A 19136-nucleotide genomic window follows, 5' to 3' on the forward strand; every position below is an offset into this window, starting at 1 on the left:
CGAGGGGTGCGGGGATGCAGATCAAGCCACGCCAGCACCTGCTGGACATCTGGCAGGCCATGGCCCGTCATTCGTTCGACGACGGGAAGCTCACCTGGGGGGAGACCGACGGGCTGAGCAGTGTCGCGGACGCCGAACGTCTGCTCTGCCTGCTCTACCCGGCCACCGAGGTGCCCGCCTTCCGCCTCGACCAACCGGACACCACCGAACGTGACGTCCTGCGCGCGCTCGACCGGGTCGGCAGCCGCCTGGAGATCCCGCCCAACCTGATCACCGCGCTCACCCAGTTCATGCGCACCCACACCGGGACGGACGACAGCCCCACCTTCGCCGGCGGACACTACTTCCGGCCCGACGGCCCCGACGGTGAGGTCACGCACGAGCAGAGCCAGCTCGGCGTGGTCGACTCCTACTCCATGTCCGTCACGCTCTGCCTCGCCACCCTCGGCTTCCTCAAGGTCTACGAGGGCACCACCACCCGGCCCGAGGTGCTCAAGGCGATCGCCGAACTGCGGGACGCCACGAACGCCCGGCTGACCGCCGCCATGATCAGCCTGCTGCGCTCCTTCACCGTCAACGTCTTCGACGCCGAGTCCGAACAGGGCCGACGGCTGATCCAGGTCATCGGACAGGGCAGGCAGTCCGACCGGGTCGTCCTCCAGCAGTTCTCCCGCAGGTTACGGCCCTTGCGCGCCACCATCATCGAGAGCCTCACCCGAGGCATCCAGGTCGACGAGGGCATCCGCGACGAGAGCCAGCTCTTCGAGTGCGGCTGGGCCTGGGGCATCGTGCAGGACGCTCCCAAGGTCACCGACCTGGACGTCCAGGTCCCCGGCCAGCCCGACGGCATCGCCGACCGGCTGCCCTACGTCTACTTCACCGTGGTCGCCCTCGACGGCATCCAGGACCTGTTCTCCGACCGCACCCTCACCCTCGGACTGCTCGACGCCGACCAGCAGAAACTCGCCGAGGCACTGCGCCTGCGCTGGGAACTCAGCCAGCAGTACTGGTCCGCGATCGCCCGCTTCGGCGCCGACCGCTGGCCCCTGGAGGACCTCCCCTGGCAGACCACCGGCCTGCGGCTGGAGTCCGAGTACTTCTCCCTGACCGTCGCGGCCATCGTCGTCCACGACCTGGTCCGCCGGAAGGCCACCGACGACGACCTCACCCGCACCGTCGCCGTCATGGAGCGCCTCGCCGACCGCGGCCGGGTCACCAGCCGGATGACCAGGGACGACCCCACCATCCGGCTGCACCACCCCGGCGTCACCATGCCGCTCGCCGGCTCCGAGCGCTCCGGCGGACTCCTCCTGTGGCGGATGACCGACTTCTCGGCACAGCTCCTCAAGCGGAGCATCCAACTCGCCGAGCTCTCCCGGAACATCGGCGCACAGGACCGTCTGCTGCGCCTGTCCGAGCAGACCTTCGAGCACCTGTGGGCACGGCGCATCGAGGACGAGGAGGGCGCCGGCCTCTGGGACGACGTACAGGCCGTCTACCCCGACGCCCGCAACGTCGGCCCGCGCATGTCGTGGAGCATCACCGAGCGCGTCACCGAGTGCCTCGTCGCCGCCCGCAACCTGTACGAGCAACAGCCCATCCGCAGCCCCGAACTGGCCGAGCTGGCCCGCGAACTGCTCAGCGAGGCCACCCACCTGTTCGGCAAGGAGCAGTTGGAGGCGTCCGCCGCCGCCCACGGAAGCAGAGCCCAGGCCATGCGGAGCATCGAGAGCCGCCTCGACCACGCCCGCAGCCTCGTCGACGACCGGCCCGCCACCGCCTTCGCACTCGCCCTGCCCGTGCTCCAGGAACTCGACACCCTGGCCCAGGCCAGGGGCGCCGCAGCACAGGAGGTGTGAGCGTGCTCGTCTTCGCCGCCTCCGACAAAGGAGGCACGGGGCGCTCGGTGACCAGCGCCAACCTGGCCTACCAGCGCGCCCTCGCCGGAGACCACGTGGCCTACGTGGACTTCGACTTCGGCTCGCCCACCGCCGCCGCCGTCTTCGACGTGCCCGGCGCGATGCGCGGCACCGAGGAACGCGGCCTCCACTCCTACCTGGAGGGCGAGGCGGCCGAGCCGGCCAGGATCGACGTCTGGCGGCAGACCGAGCACCCCCTGCTGCGCGTCCGCCCGAACCAGTCCGGCCGCCTGGTCCTGTTCCCCGGCGACGCCGGCGGCGGCGAGTTCGCCATCGGCGAGGAAGCCCTGGAGCGGTGCGTCGACCTGCTGCTGCGGCTCAACGGCGAGTTCGACCTGACCGTCGTCGACCTGAGCGCCGGCCGCAGCTACGCCGTCGACATGGTCCTCGCGGCGACCGCCCACCCCCGGATGCGCAACGTCCCCTTCCGCTGGCTCGTCTTCCACCGCTGGACGCGACAGCACGTGATCGCCGCCTCCGGGCTGGTCCACAAGGAACACGGCATCATCGGCGGCGGCGTCGAGCGCGGACACGACGAGGAGACCCTGCGGGCCGCGATCCGCTTCGTACGGGCCGCCGTACCCGACCCCGAGTCACCGCTGTGGTCCCAGGGCTCACCCGCCCAGGCCGCCTGGATGCAGGCCTGCGACGAGGCGCTGCGCCGACTCGCCGCCGAGCACCGCATCGGCGACAGCGTCGTCCTCGGCACCGTGCCGCTGGAGCCCATACTCCAGTGGCGCGAACAGCTGATCACCGAAGAGGACGTGCTCTCCACCCAGATCGCCAACAAGGAGACCCTGGAGGCGCTGGAGGAGATCGCCCGGCGCCTGACCGACGACTCGCACTGGGGGCGGCCATGACGGACTCGGTGTTCCGTGAGACCGCCGCCGAGCCACGCACCCAGTCGGTGCCGCTGGCCCACCTCTCCCTGGAACTGGGCCACCTCTACATGGAGGACTTCGAGGCCGGCCCCGAACGCCTGCGGCGGCACTTCGCGGAAGTACGCCCCTGGGTGGAGGCGGCACGCACCGCCGCCACCGCCCGCGCCGGCGGCAAGCGCGCCCGGATCAGCACCTGCTTCCTCATCGACGACTACTTCACCCGCTTCTCCACCCCCGCCGAAGTCGTCCCCATGCTCCTCGCGGAGGCCGAGCGGGCCGGGCTGGGCGTCGACTACCTCGCCCGCGAGTCCGGCTGCGCCGTCACCGGCAAGGTGCCCGTCGCCGAGGCGGTGGCCGGCCGCATCGTCGAGTCGCCGCCGCCCGGCAGCTACGGCCTGCGCCCGCCCGCCGCGCAGACCGGCTGGCTGGCCAACGGCGAGCGCAGCCCCGTCGCCCGCGCCCCGCAGGCGATGAAACGGGCCGCGGTCTGGCAGCCGCCCAAGGAGACCGCGGCCCGGCGCCACTCCGTCTTCCTCGACGTCGAACTGTGGAGCGACGACGCCGACGGGCACCGCACCTGGTCCTGCCCCTTCCTCGCCGCCGTCTGGCAGCTCGCCCGCCTCGGACTGCTGCGCAACGAGGGCGAGGCGGTCCTCGTCCCCCAGCCGCACACCGCCGCCGGCTTCCCGGACGACTGGGACGAACTGCCCTCCCTGGTACGGCTCAACCCCGGGGCGGACCCCTTCACCGCCTACCGGACCTGCTCGGTGCTGCCCACCCGGTTCCTCCCCGTCGAGCACGCCGTCCGCGTGATCCTCGACCAGATCGAGGTCGACCCCGGGGCGCTGGAGCAGGTCGCCGAACGCTCCGGCCGGGAGCGCACGGCCGTCCCGGACTCGGTCGCGGACCGCGTCTCCTACGTCTACTACTCGGGGCCCTGACATGGCACCGCGGCAGAGCACCCCGCCCGCCGTACTCGCCTGCGGTGAGATCCGCACCTGCCTGCTGCCCACCCGGCAGGCCCTCGACATCCGCGCCGCAGCACAGCTCCTCGGCCTGCGCGCCGACGAACGCGTGCTGCTCTCCGAACGCCCCAACCTCTACGCGCGTTCGCCCGACACCCTCACCGGCATCGACTGCCCGCTGCCCAGCTCCAACGGCGCCCGGATCCGCGCGGTCGGCACGGTCGCCGCGCGGGCGGCGCTCACCGAGGGGCGCGTCCTGCAGGCCTCGGCCTACTTCCGGCTGCCCGCCACCGGCCCCGACCAGCGGCGGCCGTGGGGCGAGTACCTGGTGCGCCCCGGAGTGGTCGAGCCGCTCGGCAAGCTGCCCCACGAGGCGGTCGCCCAGGGGGTGCTCGGCGGCGGACGCCACGGCGACCTCGACGTCGGACTGATCGCCGACGGGCTGCTCACCCGGCTGCTGCGCCACCCCCTGCTCGACCAGCGTCCGCCCTTCCGGTCCCGCCCCACCCGGCTGCGCTGGGCGGCCCTGCCCGCCGCGCCGGACGAGGGCCCGTCGATCGAACGGTTCACCCTCGCCGAGGACCAACTGCGCACCGTACGGCTCCGCGTGCCCGAGGGCACCCCCGCCGCCGACCTCGCCGCGCTCTGCGACGACCTCGCCCTGCACGACTGGCTGCTCACCACCGTGGTCCGCATGCTCGACGGCATCCGCCTGGGCACGGCAGCCGCACAGGACGCCGACGCCGTCGTCAGGGCGCTGCGCCCGGCCGTCGACCACCTGCTCCACCTGTGGATGCCCCGGGCCCGGGTGACCAAGGACCTGGCCCCCCTGTGGGACCCGCTGGAGGAGCGGCCCGGCTTCACCCGGCAGTGGCAGGCCCTGGTGCAGCGCATCCGCGACCAGCTCACCCTGCACGCCATTCCGTCGGCCCGCCGGGAGGTGGAACCGGCTTCCTGACCGGACACCGGCGCCCGACACGCACATCCCCGTACCTCGATCCGACGCGTATCCCAACGGGGGGAGAAGCGAGATGAGCACGGCACAGTCATCCCGACCCGACGACACGGCCCGCACGGCGGTCCCCGGCGACCCGAGGGGGGAGTCCCCATGGGGGCGCAGGCTGCTGGTCGGCCTGGTCGCCGGCGCCCTCACCTGGAGCGTCACGGCGCTGCTGAGCCCGGAGGACGGAGCGCTGCGGCAGTCCGCGGCCGGCCTGCTCTGCGCCGCCGCCGCGGTCCTCGTCCAGTACGTCCTCGGACTGGCCCCACGAACGCACGACCCGCGCACGGAGGAGCACGCCCGGCGGGTGGAGGACGCGCTGGCCGAGAACACCGCCGCCGTACGCGACGTACGGGACGGCCTGAACCGGCACGACGACGCGCTGAAGACCGGCCTGTCCCGGCACACCGAGGACGTGAAGCAGCTGGTCGAGAGCCACGTCACCCAGGTCGAGCACCGGACCGGCGAGCCCTACCCCGCGCTGGACCGGGCCCGCATCGACAGCGTGCCCGACCTGGCCAAGGGCTTCGCCGACGCCCTGCTGCCGGGGCCCTCGATCCTGCACACCTTCGTCCACCTGGAGATGACCCGGGTGGTCGGCCACATGGCCGACCTCACCAACCTGAGCGCCGAGTGCCCCGGCGAGAACCACGACTGGATGCTCACCCTCACCCGCGCCGCCGAGCAGTCCATCCTCGCGACCAGCACCTCCGTCGACCGGCTGTTCTGGAACAGCGAGCCCGCCGGCCGCTACCTGGACGCCCAGCAGGAGGCGATCGACGAGCAGGGCGTGACGGTACGCCGGCTGTTCCTCCTGGAGAGCGCGCGGGAGCTCGACGACCGGCTGCTGCGGCTGTGCGAGGAGCAGGAACTGCGGCGCATCGACGTACGCGCGGCGGTCCTGCCCGAACTGCCCCCGCACCTGCAGCGCGGCACCACCAACGACTTCATCCTCTACGACGAGGAGGTGTCGTTCGAGATCGAGCAGGACCTGCGCGACGTCAACGTCAGGACCCGGCTCACCGCGCGCCAGGACTACGTGCGCGACCGGCTGAAGCGCTTCCGGGAGCTCTGGGACGCGGGCATGGGCCTGCGCGAACTCGAGGTGAGGGTGGACGCCGAGGAGGACGGCAACTGGATGGTCGACCGGGGCTGACCCGGCGGCCCCGGCGGCCCGTTACTCCCCGGGGAGTAACACCGGCCGGGCGTCACCCCGGGCAGTAGCCGTCAACTCGCCCTCACGTCCGACGTGTCGGCGCCCCGCCGCCGGGAGTCTGGAGAACGACACCAGACATCCGACCGGAGGGAGGCGGCGTCTCATGGGGGCCGCAAGGACACGTGGCGGGACGAGCGGGAGGCGACGGCGGGCCGTGCCCTGGCTGGTGCTCGGGCTGTGGATCGCCGTACTGGCGCTCGCCTCGCCGTTCGCGTCGAAGCTGTCGGACGTACAGCGCGACCGGGCCGTCGACTACCTGCCGGCGAGCGCCGACTCGACGCAGGTCGCCAAGATCCAGGACCGGCTGCCGGGCGGCGAGGCCACCGAGATGGTCGTCGCCTACCACCGCGACGCCGGACTGACCGCCGCGGACCGGGCCACCGCCGCCGGGCAGATCGCCGAGATCGCGGGCGCGCACGAACTGACCGGCCGGCCGGAGGGCATCCCGTCCGAGGACGGCACCACCCTCATGTACCCGGTCGCCGGCAACGGGCCCGGCCAGGACGAGGAGGCGCGTGACGCCCTGGTCAACGCCGTCCGGGACGTCGCCCAGGGCGGTGACGGGCTGAGCGTCGAGGTCGGTGGGGCGGGCGCGCTCTCCACCGACGCCGCCGAGGTCTACAACTCGCTCGACGGCCCGCTGCTCTACACCACCGCGGCCGTCGTCGCCCTGCTGCTGATCGTCATCTACCGCAGCCCGTTCCTGTGGCTGGTACCGCTGGCCGTCGCGGGAATCGCCGACTACCTCTCCATGGGCGTCGCCTACGGCCTCAACCAGTGGTTCGGCACCACGGTCTCCGGCCAGAGCACCGGCATCATGACCATCCTCGTCTTCGGCGTCGGCACCGACTACGCGCTGTTGCTCGTCTCCCGCTACCGCGAGGAACTGCGCCGCTTCGAGCGGCCGTACGACGCCATGCTCGCCGCGCTGCGCGGCTGCGGCCCCGCCGTGCTCGCCTCCTCCGGCACCGTCGCCGCCGGACTGCTGTGCCTGCTCGCCGCCGACCTCAACTCCAGCCGGGGCATGGGCCCGCTCGGCACCGTCGGTGTGCTCTGCGCGCTGGCCGCCATGCTGACCCTGCTGCCCGCGATCCTGGTCCTGCTCGGCCGCCGCGTCTTCTGGCCGCTCGTACCCCGCTACGGCAGCACCCCCAAGGCCCGCAGGTCGCTGTTCACCGCGATGGGCAGCTCCGCGGAACGCCGGCCCCGTGCCGTCCTCGTGGGCGGCGCCGTCCTGCTCGGCGCGCTGGCGCTCGGGTCGTTCAACCTGCCCGGCTCGCTCAAACAGGAGGACTCCTTCACCACCAGGCCCGAGGCGATCGCCGCCATGGAGACCCTCGCCGCCGCCTACCCGGAGAGCGGCACCCGGCCCATCACCGTCATGGCCCCCACCGGCCGCGCCGACGCCGCCCTCGCCGCGGCCCGCGACACCCGCGGGGTGGAGAGCGCCGAGAGGGGCCGCAGCGGCGGCGGGTGGACCGAACTGACCGTACTGGCCTCCGCCCCGCCCCAGTCGGCGGCCGAGACCGCCACCATCGAGGCCCTGCGCGACACCCTCGACGGCTCCTACGTCGGCGGCCCCAGCGCCCAGCAGATCGACCTGGAGGACACCAACGCCCGGGACACGGTCATCGTCGTGCCGATCGTGCTGCTGTCCGTCCTGCTGATCCTGGTGGTGCTGCTGCGGTCCCTGGTGGCCCCGCTGATCCTGGTCGCCGCGGTCGTCGCCGTGTGGGGCGCGGCCCTTGGCATCGGCGGACTCGTCTTCGGGCCGCTCTCCGGCCTCGAGGGCACCGACCCGGGTCTCGGCCTGCTCTCCTTCGTGTTCCTGGTGGCTCTCGGCGTCGACTACGGCATCTTCCTGATGCACCGCATGCGCGAGGAGTCCCTGAACGGCGCCGAACCCACCGCGGCCGCGCTCACCGCGCTGCGTACCACGGGCGGCGTCATCGCCTCCGCCGGACTGGTCCTCGCGGCCACCTTCGCGGTGCTCACCAGCATGCCGATGGTGCAACTGGTCGAGCTGGGCTTCGTCATCGCGGTCGGCGTCCTCCTCGACACCTTCCTCGTCCGCACCTACCTGGTGACCAGCGCGAGCGTCGCGCTGCGCCGCCGGGTGTGGTGGCCGGGCCGGCTGTCCCGGGCGCCCGGGGAGCCGGTGCCGACGGGGGAGCGGGAACCCGTCGGTGTCTGAGGTGCCCGAGGACCCGGGCGCGCCCCTCCCCTCCCGCAGGGGCGCGCCCGTCACGGAGGATGGGCGGGTGCAGCCGACCCCGACAGCGCCGCCACCGACCCCGTCCGCCCGGCCCCGGGTGGGCGAGCGGATCATGGCCGTGATCAACCGCGACCCGCGCACCGCCCCGCACGGCACCCGCAACGACGCCGTGCTCGCCGCGGTCCTCCTCGCCGGCGCCGTCTGCCTGGCGCTGTTCACCGACGGGGGCCGCCGCCCGGACGCGGTGGGCTGGACGCTGCTGGTCGCCGCGCACGTCCCGATCGTGTGGCGGCGACGCCACCCCTTGCTGGTGCTGGCCGCGGTGGTGGCCCTCGTCGGGCCGTACCACGCCCTGAACAACAACCACGCCGCGCCCGCCCCCGCCTCCTACGTCGCCTTGTTCACGATCGCCGTCACCGGCCGCCCCCTGCGCACGATCCTGACCGGCGTCGCGGTCCTCACCGCGTCCGTCAGCGTCATGCTGACCGTCAACACCCACCAGGCCATCGAGCTGCTCCGCGTCTCCGGCTGGGTCGTCGCCGTCCTCTTCTGCGGCGTCGACGTCCGCTACTACCGCCAGTACGTCGCCTCCATCGTCGAGCGCGCCGAGCGCGCCGAACGCACCCGGGAGGAGGAGGCCCGCCGCCGCGTCGCCGAGGAACGCCTGCGCGTCGCCCGGGACCTGCACGACCTGCTCGCGCACAGCATCACCCTCATCGGCGTGCAGACCTCGGTCGCCGCCCATGTGCTGACCGCCGACCCCGAGCGCCTGGACCGGGCCGCCGTCGCCAAGGCCCTCGACGACATCGCCGAGACCTGCCGGAGCGCGCGCGGTGAACTGCGGACCACGCTGGAGGTCCTGCGGGAGCAGGATGCGCCCGACGCCCGGGGCCCGCTGCCCGGGCTGCACGGCCTGGCCGACCTGGTGGCCGCGGCCCGGGTGGCCGGAGCGCGGGTGGAGCTGTCGCTGCGCGCGGGCGACGTGCCGCCCGCGGTCGGCGCCGCCGCCTACCGCATCGTGCAGGAGGCGCTGACCAACGCCGTACGGCACGCGGGGCCGGAACCGTCCGTCCGTGTCGAGGTGCGCGCCGAGCGGGACGGCCTGCACCTGTCCGTGACCGACGACGGCACCGGCCCCGACCCCGCCGGCACCCCCGGCTTCGGCCTCGTCGGCATGCGGGAGCGGGCCCGCAGCGTGGGTGGCACACTCGACGCCGGGCCGCGGGGCGGGGGCGTGGGGGGCGGCTTCGAGGTGACGGCGGTCCTGCCCACGCCCGCCGCGCCGGTGCCGATCGGGGCGCCGACGACCGTGACTCCGGAGAGAGACGGATGACCATACGCGTACTGCTCGCGGACGACCAGAACCTGGTCCGTGCCGCGTTCGCCCTGCTCGTCGCCTCGGCCCCCGACATGGAGGTCGTCGGCGAGGCCGGCACCGGACGCCGGGCCGTGGAACTGGCCCGCGCCGAACGTGCCGACCTCGTCGTCATGGACGTCCGCATGCCCGACCTCGACGGCATCGAGGCGACCCGGCTCATCGCCGCCGACGAGGACCTCGCGGGCGTGAAGGTGCTGGTCCTCACCACCTACGACACCGACGAGAACATCGTGGAGGCCCTGCGCGCGGGCGCCTCCGGGTTCCTGGTGAAGGACACGAGGCCCGCCGAACTCCTCGACGCCATCCGCACCGTGACGGCGGGCGACGCGCTCCTGTCGCCCGGCCCGACGGCCCGGCTGATCGAACGGTTCCTGCGCAGCCCCGAGGCGCCGGTGGCGGGCGGCGGCCCCGATTGCCTCTCGGTCCGGGAACGCCAGGTGCTCGCCCTGGTCGCGCGCGGTCTCACCAACACGGAGATCGCCGACTCCCTGGGGCTGAGCCCGCTGACCGCGAAGACCCACGTCAGCCGGATCATGGGCAAGCTGGGGGCGCGGGACCGGGCGCAACTGGTCATCGTGGCCTACGAGTCGGGGCTGGTGACGCCGGGCGACCGTCAGGCGCAGTAGGTGTCCGCGGCGGGCCGCTGCCCGGTCGCCAGGAAGCGGGAGACCGTGTCGTCGCCGCAGGCGTTGCCGTTGGCGAGGTAGGCGTCGTGACCGGTGGAGTTCACCGTGACCATGACCGCGCGCGGGCCGAACGCCTCCCGCAGCTTCAGGGCGCCGCTGAGCGGGGTGGCGACGTCCCGCTCGTTCTGGACGAGCAGCACGTTGGACGGTCCCCGGCCGGTGATCCGCACCGGCGCCTCGCGCGGCGGATACGGCCAGGCGGCGCACAGCATGGCGTTGCGCGGCATCCCCGCCGTGAGCGGGTACTTGGCCCGGCTCTCGGCGACGTCCTTCTGGTACACGGCCGCCGAGGCGGGCCAGGCGACGTCGTTGCACAGGACGCCGGCACCGACGGCGGCGACGTTCTGCAGCACGGCCTCGGGCGGCGCCCCGGGCGCGGGCGGCACGGTGCCCTGCTGCGCGGCCCGCATCAGCTTGGCGAGCGTGGGGTAACGGCTGGGGGAGTAGAGGCTGTCCAGCATGGTCTGCCGCAGCACGTTGCCGTTCAGCTCCTCGGGGTTGGCGCCGGGCCAGGGGATCGGCTCCCGGTCGAGGCGGGCGGCGAGCCGCAGGAACAGCGGCCGTACGTCGGCGGCCCGGAGCGCCACCCGGTCGGGGTTGCCGGGCTGCGACGCCCAGGCGGCGAAGTGCGGGAAGGTGTCCTCCACGCCCTGCTCGTGCCCCGCGAGCCAGGAGCGGGCGACGCGGGTGGGGTCGGGGTCGTCGTTGCTGTCCAGCACGACGCGGTCGGTGCGGTGCGGGAAGAGCTGGCTGTACACCGCGCCGACGTACGTCCCGTACGACACGCCCCACGCGGAGATCTTCTGCTCGCCGAGCGCGGCCCGGAGGCGGTCGATGTCGCGGGCCTCGTTGGCGGTGCTGAGGTGCCGGATCAGCTCGCCGCCGTTGCGGGCGCAGGCGTCGGCCATCCGCCGGGCGGTGTCGAGGTTCCCGTCGACCGAGCCGTCCGGGGCGGGCCAGGGGCGGAGCTTGGAGGTGGCGAGGTCGCCGTGTTCCAGTCCGCAGTCGACGGCGGTGGAGGGGGCGAGCCCACGTGGCGCGAACCCGATGAGGTCGTAGGCGTCCCGGACGCTCTGCGGCAGCTTCTGCCCCTTCCCGGAGGGGTCGTTGAGGCTGGAGCCGCCCGGCCCGCCGGGGATGAGCATCAGGGCACCGCGCCGGGCGCCCGGATTCTCACTCGGGATGCGCGAGACGGCGATGTCGATGCGCGGACTGTCGGGGTCGGCGTAGTCCATGGGGACCTGGAGGGTGGCGCACTGCTGACGGGGGTCGAGGCCGGTGCCCTCGCAGGTGGACCAGGCGAGGGGCTCGGGCGGACTTGCCGTGGCTTGGGCGGCGCTGGTGGCGGTGATGCCGAGGAGGGCGGTGGAGACGCCGACGAGGGCGGCGTTACGGAGGGTGCGTGTGCGCTGCGTCATGCGAAGAGCCTCGCGGATCTCCGGGGGCCTCCCCATCCGGGCAACGCCCGGAAACCCATGGGGGATTACCCCAGTGCCGATCCCCGGGGTCCCCCCGACCCGACCGTCAGACGAAGAAGCTGTCGTGCTTGACCTGGAACTCCCTCAGATCCTCGCCGCCGTGCTGCGCGAACTCGGCGACGCGCTCGAAGTACTCCTCGCGCGGGGCGCCCGGCGAGAAGAGCATCAGCATGGACACGGGGTCGTCGCTGTCGTTCCTGAAGGCGTGCAGTCCGCCGACCGGCACGTACAGGAAGTCGCCCTGGCGTCCGGTGACCCAGCGCTCGCCGTTGTAGAGCTCCAGCTCGCCGGACAGGACGTAGAAGGACTCGGAGATGCCCCGGTGGAAGTGCGTCCTGGCGCCGGGCGCCTTGGGGCCCATGTCCACCTTGTACAACCCGAACTCGCCCCCGGTGGTGGCGTGACTGGCGAGGTAGTGGGTGGTCGTCCCACCGGGGGAGACGATGTCGGGCGGGGTGTCGGCCGTCCTGAACACGGCGTTGATCTCGCCCTTCTCGCCGAGGTAGCGCGGCTCTGGGTACGACATGGGGTGCCCCCTTCATTCGTTGCGGATCTTCGGACAACTCTCGCGCGTCGGAGCGTTGTCGGCATCGTCCGTAAGATCGAAAGGACCGGGGACGGGAGGCGTAGGTCGCGGGACCGCCTGTTGGCGGGGTGGCCGTGGGGCCGCCCGCTTCTTGGCCAGTGTCGTGCGGGAGCGAGCCGAGTCAAGGGTGGGCCGCAGGCCCATCACCGAAGGCGACGCGTAGCGCCCTTTACTCGGGTCGCGGAGGCACGACCCTGGCAAGGAAGCGAGTGGCCCCCATGGTGCGTACGAACTCCGTCCAGGCCGCCGACCCGACGACGACCACCGGCCCACCGGCCACCTTGCTGTCCCGGACGGGCACGACGCCGGGGACTCCGTCGGCGACTTCGACGCAGTTGCCTCCGTCGCCGTTGCTGTAGGTGCTCTTGCGCCAGCGGGCGGCGCCGGGGAAGTCGTATGCGACCTCGACGCAGTCGCCACCCTCGCCGTTGCTGTAGCTGCTCTTCGTCCAGCGGGCGTCGCTCAGGTCGTACTCGCGCATCGTCTGAAGTCCTCCGCCGCCGATCGGACCAGGGCGAGGGACGCCTCCGGCGACAGCGCGGCGCCCCTGATCAGATCGTAGGCTCGGCGGGCACGCTGCACCACCGCCGGATCGTCCAGCAGGCTTCCCGAAAACGACGTCTCTGTATAGGCGGTTGGTGGGGCATCCTCGAACTCCATGAGCCGGAGAGCCCCGTTGTTGGCGGGGGCGCCTGCCGAGAAGGGGAGCACTTGGAGCAGTACTTTGCGCTCGCCGGCCAGCACGCACATGTGCTCGAGTGTCTCCGCCGTTACCTCGGGGGCACCGACCGGAACGCGCAGTACGGTCTCATGCACCACCGCCCAATACACGGGCCGTGCTGCGTCCGCGAGGATCCGTGATCGCTCGACACGGGCGGCGACCCTGTCCTCGACGAACTCGTCCGTCGCGAACGGATGTGTTGCCAGTGTGAGCGCCCTGGCATAAGCCGGTGTCTGGAGGAGTCCGGGGACCACAGTCGGTTCGAAGTCGCAGACCGTCGAAGCCAGCCGCTCCAGCTCGACGACCCCCGCGAAGTAATCCGCATACCGCGGATCGTCAATCAGCTTCCGGCACAGTCGCTCGAAAATACCGTCGGTTTGCAGCGCCCCGTCAATCCGCTGGGCCACGTCCAACTGCGGTTTCCGAATAGCCTGTTCGAACTGGCCGATGTACCCGCCGGAGACGAATACGCGGGACCCCAGCTCGACTTGGGTGATTCCCGCGTCCTCTCGCCGACGTTTTAGTTCAATACCGAAGAACTCCCACGCCGCTTGCCGTGAACCGTTGGCCATAGCCAATCCCCCTGCCCTGACCCGTACTTGTAGTGCACAGACTCCTGCCGAGTGTAGACACGGAGAGGCATTCTGGGGACACGAAGAGTGAAACCGTAAAGAGAAGGGGAACACGGTGGAGGCACGGCACTCGGCGCGCTGCGTCGAAGAAGCGGAGGTAGTGGTGAAAGAATTGCGCGCGGCACTCATGAGGGCAGGAATTACTCTGCCGTCACTCGGGCTCGACCCGGTGAGTCTTGCGCGGGAGGCACCCTGTCCGCTCATCGAATTGGGGCGGTGTTCCGTCGAGACCGCGCAGCGCCTCGCGGCGGTCCTGCGATGATCATCCCGGTCGGCTCCTACGCCGTCGACGCCCGTACCGGGCGCGTCGGCGTCGTCATGGGGCACGAGGGGCCGTACGTCCAGATGCGGCCGTACGGCGGCGGCCGGGAGTGGGACGCGGTGCCGTGTGACGTACGCCACGCCACCCCGGCCGAGCGGCTCAGGGCCGCGACGGCGTACGCCAACGCCCGAAGCCGTGGCGAGGTGCCTTGAGGCATGCGCGAGAATGGTCGGCATGAGTCTGTTCCGCGACGACGGCATCGTGCTGCGCACCCAGAAGCTGGGTGAGGCGGACCGGATCATCACCTTGCTCACACGCGGTCACGGACGCGTACGCGCCGTGGCCCGCGGGGTGCGGCGGACCAAGTCGAAGTTCGGGGCGCGGCTGGAGCCGTTCTCGCACGTCGACGTGCAGTTCTTCTCGAAGGGCAGCGAGCTGGTCGGGCGCGGGCTCCCGCTGTGCACGCAGAGCGAGACCATCGCGCCGTACGGCGGCGGCATCGTCACCGACTACGCGCGGTACACCGCGGGGACCGCCATGCTGGAGACGGCCGAGCGGTTCACCGACCACGAGGGCGAGCCGGCGGTGCAGCAGTACCTGCTGCTCATCGGCGCGCTGCGCACCCTCGCCCGGGGCGAGCACGCGCCGAACCTCGTACTGGACGCGTTCCTGCTGCGCTCCCTCGCCGTCAACGGGTACGCCCCGACCTTCGGGGACTGCGCGAGGTGCGGCATGCCGGGACCGAACCGGTTCTTCTCGGTCGGCTCGGGCGGTTCCGTCTGCGTCGACTGCCGGGTGCCCGGCAGCGTCGTACCCTCGCCGCAGGCCCTGGAGCTGCTCGGGGCGCTGCTCACGGGGGACTGGGGGACCGCCGACGCGTGCGAGTCGCGGTACGTCCGGGAGGGGAGCGGGCTGGTGTCCGCGTACCTGCACTGGCACCTGGAGCGAGGGCTGCGCTCCCTGCGATACGTAGAGAAATCCTGAAGGAGACGAGAGACACATGGCCGTACGCGGGTTCCTGGGGCGTCAGCGTCGGGACTACAGGACGCCGGAGCCGCACCCGTCCGGCGCGCGGCCCCCGAAGCTCGGCGAGCTGGTCCCGGAGCACGTGGCGATCGTCATGGACGGAAACGGGCGCTGGGCCAAGGAACGCGGGCTGCCGCGCACCGAGGGGCACAAGGTCGGCGCCGAGCAGGTCATGGACGTCCTCCAGGGAGCGATCGAGATCGGCGTCGGGAACATCTCCCTGTACGCCTTCTCCACGGAGAACTGGAAGCGCTCGCCGGACGAGGTGCGCTTCCTGATGAACTTCAACCGCGACTTCATCCGCAAGTCCCGCGACACCCTCGACGAGCTCGGGGTGCGGGTGCGCTGGGCGGGGCGGATGCCCAAGCTGTGGAAGTCGGTGGCCAAGGAGCTCCAGGTCGCCCAGGAGCAGACCAAGGACAACGACCGGCTGACCCTGTACTTCTGCATGAACTACGGCGGGCGCGCCGAGATCGCCGACGCCGCGCAGGCCCTCGCCGAGGACGTGCGGGCCGGGCGGCTCGATCCGGCGAAGGTCAACGAGAAGACGCTCGCGAAGTACCTGTACTACCCGGACATGCCGGACGTGGACCTCTTCCTGCGGCCGAGTGGCGAGCAGCGGACGTCCAACTACCTGCTGTGGCAGAGCGCGTACGCTGAGATGGTGTTCCAGGACGTGCTGTGGCCCGACTTCGACCGGCGTGACCTGTGGCGGGCCTGCCTGGAGTTCGCGTCGCGGGACCGCCGCTTCGGCGGGGCCATCCCGAACGAGGAGCTCCTCGCCATGGAGGGGAAATCCAGCCCGTCCGGGGGAGCTTGAGGACGAGGCCGTCAGGCCGCCAAGGGCCGCTCAGCCGCCGGAGGCGCTGGCGCAGTCCGCGCAGGTGCCGAAGATCTCCACGGTGTGCGCCACGTTGACGAACCCGTGCTCGGCGGCGATGGCCTCGGCCCACTTCTCCACCGCGGGGCCCTCGACCTCGACCGCCTTGCCGCAGGTGCGGCAGACGAGGTGGTGGTGGTGGTCGCCGGTGGAGCAGCGGCGGTAGACGGACTCGCCGTCGGCGGTGCGCAGGACGTCGACCTCACCGGCGTCGGCGAGGGACTGCAGGGTGCGGTAGACCGTGGTGAGTCCGACCGAGTCGCCCTTGTGCTTGAGCATGTCGTGGAGCTCCTGTGCGCTGCGGAACTCCTCGACCTCTTCCAGTGCCGCCGACACGGCGGCCCGCTGCCGGGTGGCGCGGCCCTTCACGGGTGGTCCAGCGGTCGTCACCGGATTCCTCCTCACGTCTGCGGCTTGCCGGGCCATTGTGCCAGCCCGGCAAGCCGGCAGTCAGACGCCGATCTCGTCGGCGGCCCCCCGGGTGGCCGGAACCTTGCATTCCGCCGGATCCCCGGCGGGCCGCGCCGCGCCGGCCGCCCGCGCGCGTCGCCGGGCCAGTGGCGCCGCCAGCGCGGTCAGCAGGACGAACGCGCCGATGGTGAGCAGCACGATGGTCGCCCCGGGCGGCACGTCCTGGTAGTACGACGTGACCGTGCCGCCGATCGTCACGCTGACGCCGATCGCGACGGCGATCGCGAAGGTGGCGGCGAAGCTGCGGCTGAGCTGCTGGGCGGCGGCGACCGGGACGACCATCAGGGCCGACACCAGCAGCAGTCCGACGACGCGCATCGCGACCGTCACCGTGACCGCCGCCGTGACGGCTGTCAGCAGGTTCAGCGCGCGCACCGGCAGGCCGGTGACCCGGGCGAACTCCTCATCCTGGCTGACCGCGAACAGCTGGCGGCGCAGGCCGAGGGTGACGAGGACCACGAAGGCGGCGAGGACACAGATCGCCGTGACGTCGGACTCGCTCACCGTCGACAGCGAGCCGAAGAGGTACGAGGTGAGGTTGGCGTTGGAGCCGGTGGGCGCGAGGTTGATGAACATCACGCCGCCGGCCATGCCCCCGTAGAAGAGCATCGCGAGGGCGATGTCGCCGCGGGTCCTGCCGTACCAGCGGATCAGCTCCATGAGGACGGCACCGAGGACGGAGACGAGCGTCGCCATCCACACCGGGGACCAGGAGAGCAGGAAGCCGAGGCCGACGCCGGTCATCGCCACGTGGCCGATGCCGTCGCCCATGAGGGCTTGGCGGCGCTGGACCAGGTAGATGCCGACGGCGGGGGCGGTGATGCCGACCAGGACGGCCGCCAGCAGGGCCCGCTGCATGAAGGCGTAGTTCAGGATTTCCATGGGGGCCTTCTCAGCTCAGCAGTCCGGTGCGGATCGGTTCGGCGCCCGCCGGGGCGTGCGGGTGCACGTGGTCGTGGCCGGGCAGCGCGTGCTGGCCGACGGCCTTCGGGGGCGGGCCGTCGTGCAGGACGCAGCCGTCGCGCAGCACCACGGCCCGGTCGATCAGGGGCTCCAGGGGGCCCAGCTCGTGCAGGACGAGGAGGACGGTGGTGCCGGCCGCGACCTGCTCCCTGAGCGTGGCGGCCAGTACCTCCTGGCTGGCCAGGTCGACGCCGGCCATCGGCTCGTCCATGATCAGCAGCTCGGGTTCGGCGGCGAGCGCGCGGGCGATCAGCACGCGCTGGTGCTGGCCGCCGGAGAGGGCGTTCACGGAGTCCTTGGCCCGGTCCGCCATGCCGACCAGGTCGAGGGCCCGGCGTACGGCCTCGTGGTCGGCCTTGCGCAGGATGCCGAAGCGGGCCCGGGAGAGGCGGCCGGAGGAGACCACCTCGGTCACCGTCGCGGGCACGCCGCCCGCGGCCGTGGTGCGCTGCGGGACGTAGCCCACGCGCGCCCAGTCGCGGAACCGGCGCCGGGGGGTGCCGAACAGCTCGATCTCCCCGGCCGCGACGGGCACCTGGCCGATGACGGTGCGCACGGCCGTGGACTTGCCCGAGCCGTTGGCGCCGAGCAGTGCGACGACCTCGCCGCGGCGCACGGTGAGGTCGATGCCGCGCAGGACGGGGCGCGAGCCGAGGTCGGCGCGGACGCCGCGCAGTGCTATGACAGGCTCCGCTGTGACAGGCTCGTTGCCGGGCTCGCTCATGCCGTCGCCCTCCGGTGGTGGCTCACTTGGTGGTGCCCAAGGCCGTCTGCAGGGCCTTGAGGTTGGCTTCCATGACCTGGAAGTAGTCGTCGCCGCGGGACTTGTCGGTGATGCCCTCGATCGGGTCGAGGACGTCCGTCTTGAGCTTGGCGTCCCGGGCGACGGTCTTCGCGGTCTTGTCGCTGACGAGCGTCTCGTAGAAGACCGTGGAGACGCCGTCGGCCTTGGCCATCCTCTCAAGCTCCTTGACCCGGGCCGCGCTGGGCTCCGACTCGGGGCTGAGGCCGCTGATGGCCTCCTCGGTCAGGCCGTAGCGCTCGGCGAGGTAGCCGAAGGCGGAGTGGGTGGTGATGAAGACCTTGGTCTTCGTGTCCTTCAGCCCGGTCTCGAACTTGGCGTTCAGGTCGCCGAGCCTCTTGACCAGGGCCTCGGTGTTCTTCTTGTAGTCGGCGGCGTGGTCGGGGTCGGCCTTCTCGAAGGCCTTGCCGACGCCCTCGGCGACCTCGGCGTACTTGACCGGGTCGAGCCAGATGTGGGGGTCCTTGCCGCCCTCCTCGCCGTGGTCGTGGCCGTGCTCGTCCTCGGCGTGCTCGTCCTCGTGGCCGTGCTCGTCCGCGTGCCCGCCGACCTCGGCGCCGTGCTCCTCCAGGGAGGTCAGGGTGGCCGCGTCGATCTTCGTCTTGGCTCCGGACTGGGCGACGGCCTCGTCGACGGAGGGCTGGAGGCCCTTGAGGAAGAGCGCGGCGTCCGTCTCCTCCAGCTGTGCGCGCTGCTTGGCGCTGACCTCCAGGTCGTGCGGCTCCTGGCCGGGCTGGGCCAGGCTGGTGACGCTGACGTGGTCGCCGCCGATCTGCTCGGCGAGGAAGGCCATGGGGTAGAACGACGCGACGACGTCGAACTTGTCCGTGTTGCCCGCCGCCGCGCTGTCGCTCGAGCAGGCGGAGAGGGTCCCGAGGCCGAGTGCGGCGGCCCCGGTGACCGCTATGCCGGATATGTGGCGTCGTCGTACGTTCATGACACCCATTTTCAACAAATGTGGAAACGGTTGTCAACAAGCCCCCGATGGGCCCCCGATTTGGCCGGGGGGCGGGCCGCGCCGGTAACCTGAAGCATTCTCTGGAAGCATCTCGCTT

At 72.1% G+C, this 19136-nt stretch carries 19 protein-coding genes; 11 read left to right on the forward strand and 8 right to left on the reverse strand.

Annotated elements, in window-relative coordinates; translation table 11 throughout:
* Nucleotides 1-14: 14 nt before the first annotated feature.
* The 8 genes from RM812_RS20015 (at nt 15) to RM812_RS20050 (ending at nt 10200) form a co-directional block, all read left to right on the forward strand.
* Nucleotides 15-1859: an SCO2524 family protein gene (locus RM812_RS20015; RefSeq protein ID WP_311574341.1), complete on the forward strand. Its 1845-nt coding sequence runs from the start codon at nt 15-17 to the stop codon at nt 1857-1859.
* 2 nt (nt 1860-1861) lie between these two features.
* A complete protein-coding gene (locus RM812_RS20020; protein ID WP_311574409.1) occupies nt 1862-2779 on the forward strand; it encodes an SCO2523 family variant P-loop protein in 918 nt (305 codons plus the stop codon).
* Nucleotides 2776-3741, forward strand: coding sequence for an SCO2522 family protein (locus RM812_RS20025; RefSeq protein WP_311574343.1), 966 nt, complete (start codon nt 2776-2778; stop codon nt 3739-3741). The genes RM812_RS20020 and RM812_RS20025 overlap by 4 nt, the downstream gene beginning before the upstream one ends.
* A gap of 1 nt (nt 3742) precedes the next feature.
* Nucleotides 3743-4723: an SCO2521 family protein gene (locus tag RM812_RS20030; protein ID WP_311574344.1), complete on the forward strand. Its 981-nt coding sequence runs from the start codon at nt 3743-3745 to the stop codon at nt 4721-4723.
* A 73-nt stretch (nt 4724-4796) separates the two neighbouring features.
* Nucleotides 4797-5921, forward strand: coding sequence for a hypothetical protein (locus RM812_RS20035; protein WP_311574346.1), 1125 nt, complete (start codon nt 4797-4799; stop codon nt 5919-5921).
* A gap of 163 nt (nt 5922-6084) precedes the next feature.
* On the forward strand, nt 6085-8175 hold the full coding sequence (locus RM812_RS20040; protein ID WP_311574347.1) for an MMPL family transporter: 2091 nt from the start codon (nt 6085-6087) through the stop codon (nt 8173-8175).
* 67 nt (nt 8176-8242) lie between these two features.
* Nucleotides 8243-9529 (forward strand): sensor histidine kinase, encoded by a 1287-nt coding sequence (locus tag RM812_RS20045; RefSeq protein ID WP_311574349.1) that lies wholly within the window; start codon nt 8243-8245, stop codon nt 9527-9529.
* Nucleotides 9526-10200: a response regulator transcription factor gene (locus tag RM812_RS20050; RefSeq protein WP_311574351.1), complete on the forward strand. Its 675-nt coding sequence runs from the start codon at nt 9526-9528 to the stop codon at nt 10198-10200. The genes RM812_RS20045 and RM812_RS20050 overlap by 4 nt, the downstream gene beginning before the upstream one ends.
* Here the strand turns inward: RM812_RS20050 and RM812_RS20055 are convergent.
* From RM812_RS20055 to RM812_RS20070, 4 genes are all read right to left on the reverse strand, one after another.
* Complete coding sequence (locus RM812_RS20055) at nt 10188-11678, reverse strand: alpha/beta hydrolase (protein WP_311574353.1); 1491 nt, start codon at nt 11676-11678, stop codon at nt 10188-10190. The genes RM812_RS20050 and RM812_RS20055 overlap by 13 nt on opposite strands.
* Before the next feature lie 106 nt (nt 11679-11784).
* Nucleotides 11785-12264, reverse strand: coding sequence for a cupin domain-containing protein (locus RM812_RS20060; RefSeq protein WP_311574355.1), 480 nt, complete (start codon nt 12262-12264; stop codon nt 11785-11787).
* Between the two features lie 229 nt (nt 12265-12493).
* Nucleotides 12494-12805, reverse strand: a complete 312-nt coding sequence (locus RM812_RS20065) for a DUF397 domain-containing protein (RefSeq protein ID WP_311574357.1) — start codon at nt 12803-12805, stop codon at nt 12494-12496.
* The gene (locus RM812_RS20070; RefSeq protein ID WP_311574358.1) at nt 12787-13617 is read right to left on the reverse strand and encodes a helix-turn-helix domain-containing protein; all 831 of its coding nucleotides are present in this window, start codon (nt 13615-13617) and stop codon (nt 12787-12789) included. Before RM812_RS20070 ends, RM812_RS20065 begins: the two co-directional genes overlap by 19 nt.
* A 318-nt stretch (nt 13618-13935) precedes the next feature.
* On the opposite strand from RM812_RS20070, the gene RM812_RS20080 reads away from it, so the two are divergent.
* Genes RM812_RS20080 through RM812_RS20090 form a run of 3 tightly spaced genes read left to right on the forward strand, consistent with a single transcriptional unit; the run spans nt 13936 to nt 15785 of the window.
* A complete protein-coding gene (locus tag RM812_RS20080; RefSeq protein ID WP_311574361.1) occupies nt 13936-14151 on the forward strand; it encodes a hypothetical protein in 216 nt (71 codons plus the stop codon).
* Between the two features lie 22 nt (nt 14152-14173).
* Nucleotides 14174-14923 (forward strand): DNA repair protein RecO, encoded by a 750-nt coding sequence (recO, locus tag RM812_RS20085; RefSeq protein WP_311574362.1) that lies wholly within the window; start codon nt 14174-14176, stop codon nt 14921-14923.
* A gap of 16 nt (nt 14924-14939) precedes the next feature.
* The gene (locus tag RM812_RS20090) at nt 14940-15785 is read left to right on the forward strand and encodes an isoprenyl transferase (protein WP_311574364.1); all 846 of its coding nucleotides are present in this window, start codon (nt 14940-14942) and stop codon (nt 15783-15785) included.
* A gap of 30 nt (nt 15786-15815) precedes the next feature.
* Here RM812_RS20090 and RM812_RS20095 read toward each other — a convergent pair whose 3' ends face one another.
* The 4 genes from RM812_RS20095 to RM812_RS20110 are packed head-to-tail and all read right to left on the reverse strand — an operon-like array spanning nt 15816 to nt 19018.
* Nucleotides 15816-16235: a Fur family transcriptional regulator gene (locus tag RM812_RS20095; protein WP_311574365.1), complete on the reverse strand. Its 420-nt coding sequence runs from the start codon at nt 16233-16235 to the stop codon at nt 15816-15818.
* 60 nt (nt 16236-16295) lie between these two features.
* Nucleotides 16296-17198, reverse strand: coding sequence for a metal ABC transporter permease (locus RM812_RS20100; protein WP_311574367.1), 903 nt, complete (start codon nt 17196-17198; stop codon nt 16296-16298).
* Nucleotides 17199-17208: 10 nt separating this feature from the next.
* On the reverse strand, nt 17209-18003 hold the full coding sequence (locus RM812_RS20105; RefSeq protein ID WP_311574368.1) for a metal ABC transporter ATP-binding protein: 795 nt from the start codon (nt 18001-18003) through the stop codon (nt 17209-17211).
* A gap of 22 nt (nt 18004-18025) precedes the next feature.
* The gene (locus RM812_RS20110) at nt 18026-19018 is read right to left on the reverse strand and encodes a metal ABC transporter substrate-binding protein (protein ID WP_311574369.1); all 993 of its coding nucleotides are present in this window, start codon (nt 19016-19018) and stop codon (nt 18026-18028) included.
* Between the last annotated feature and the right edge of the window lie 118 nt (nt 19019-19136).

The sequence above is a fragment of the Streptomyces lancefieldiae genome (assembly GCF_031845825.1).
Lineage (GTDB): Bacteria > Actinomycetota > Actinomycetes > Streptomycetales > Streptomycetaceae > Streptomyces > Streptomyces lancefieldiae.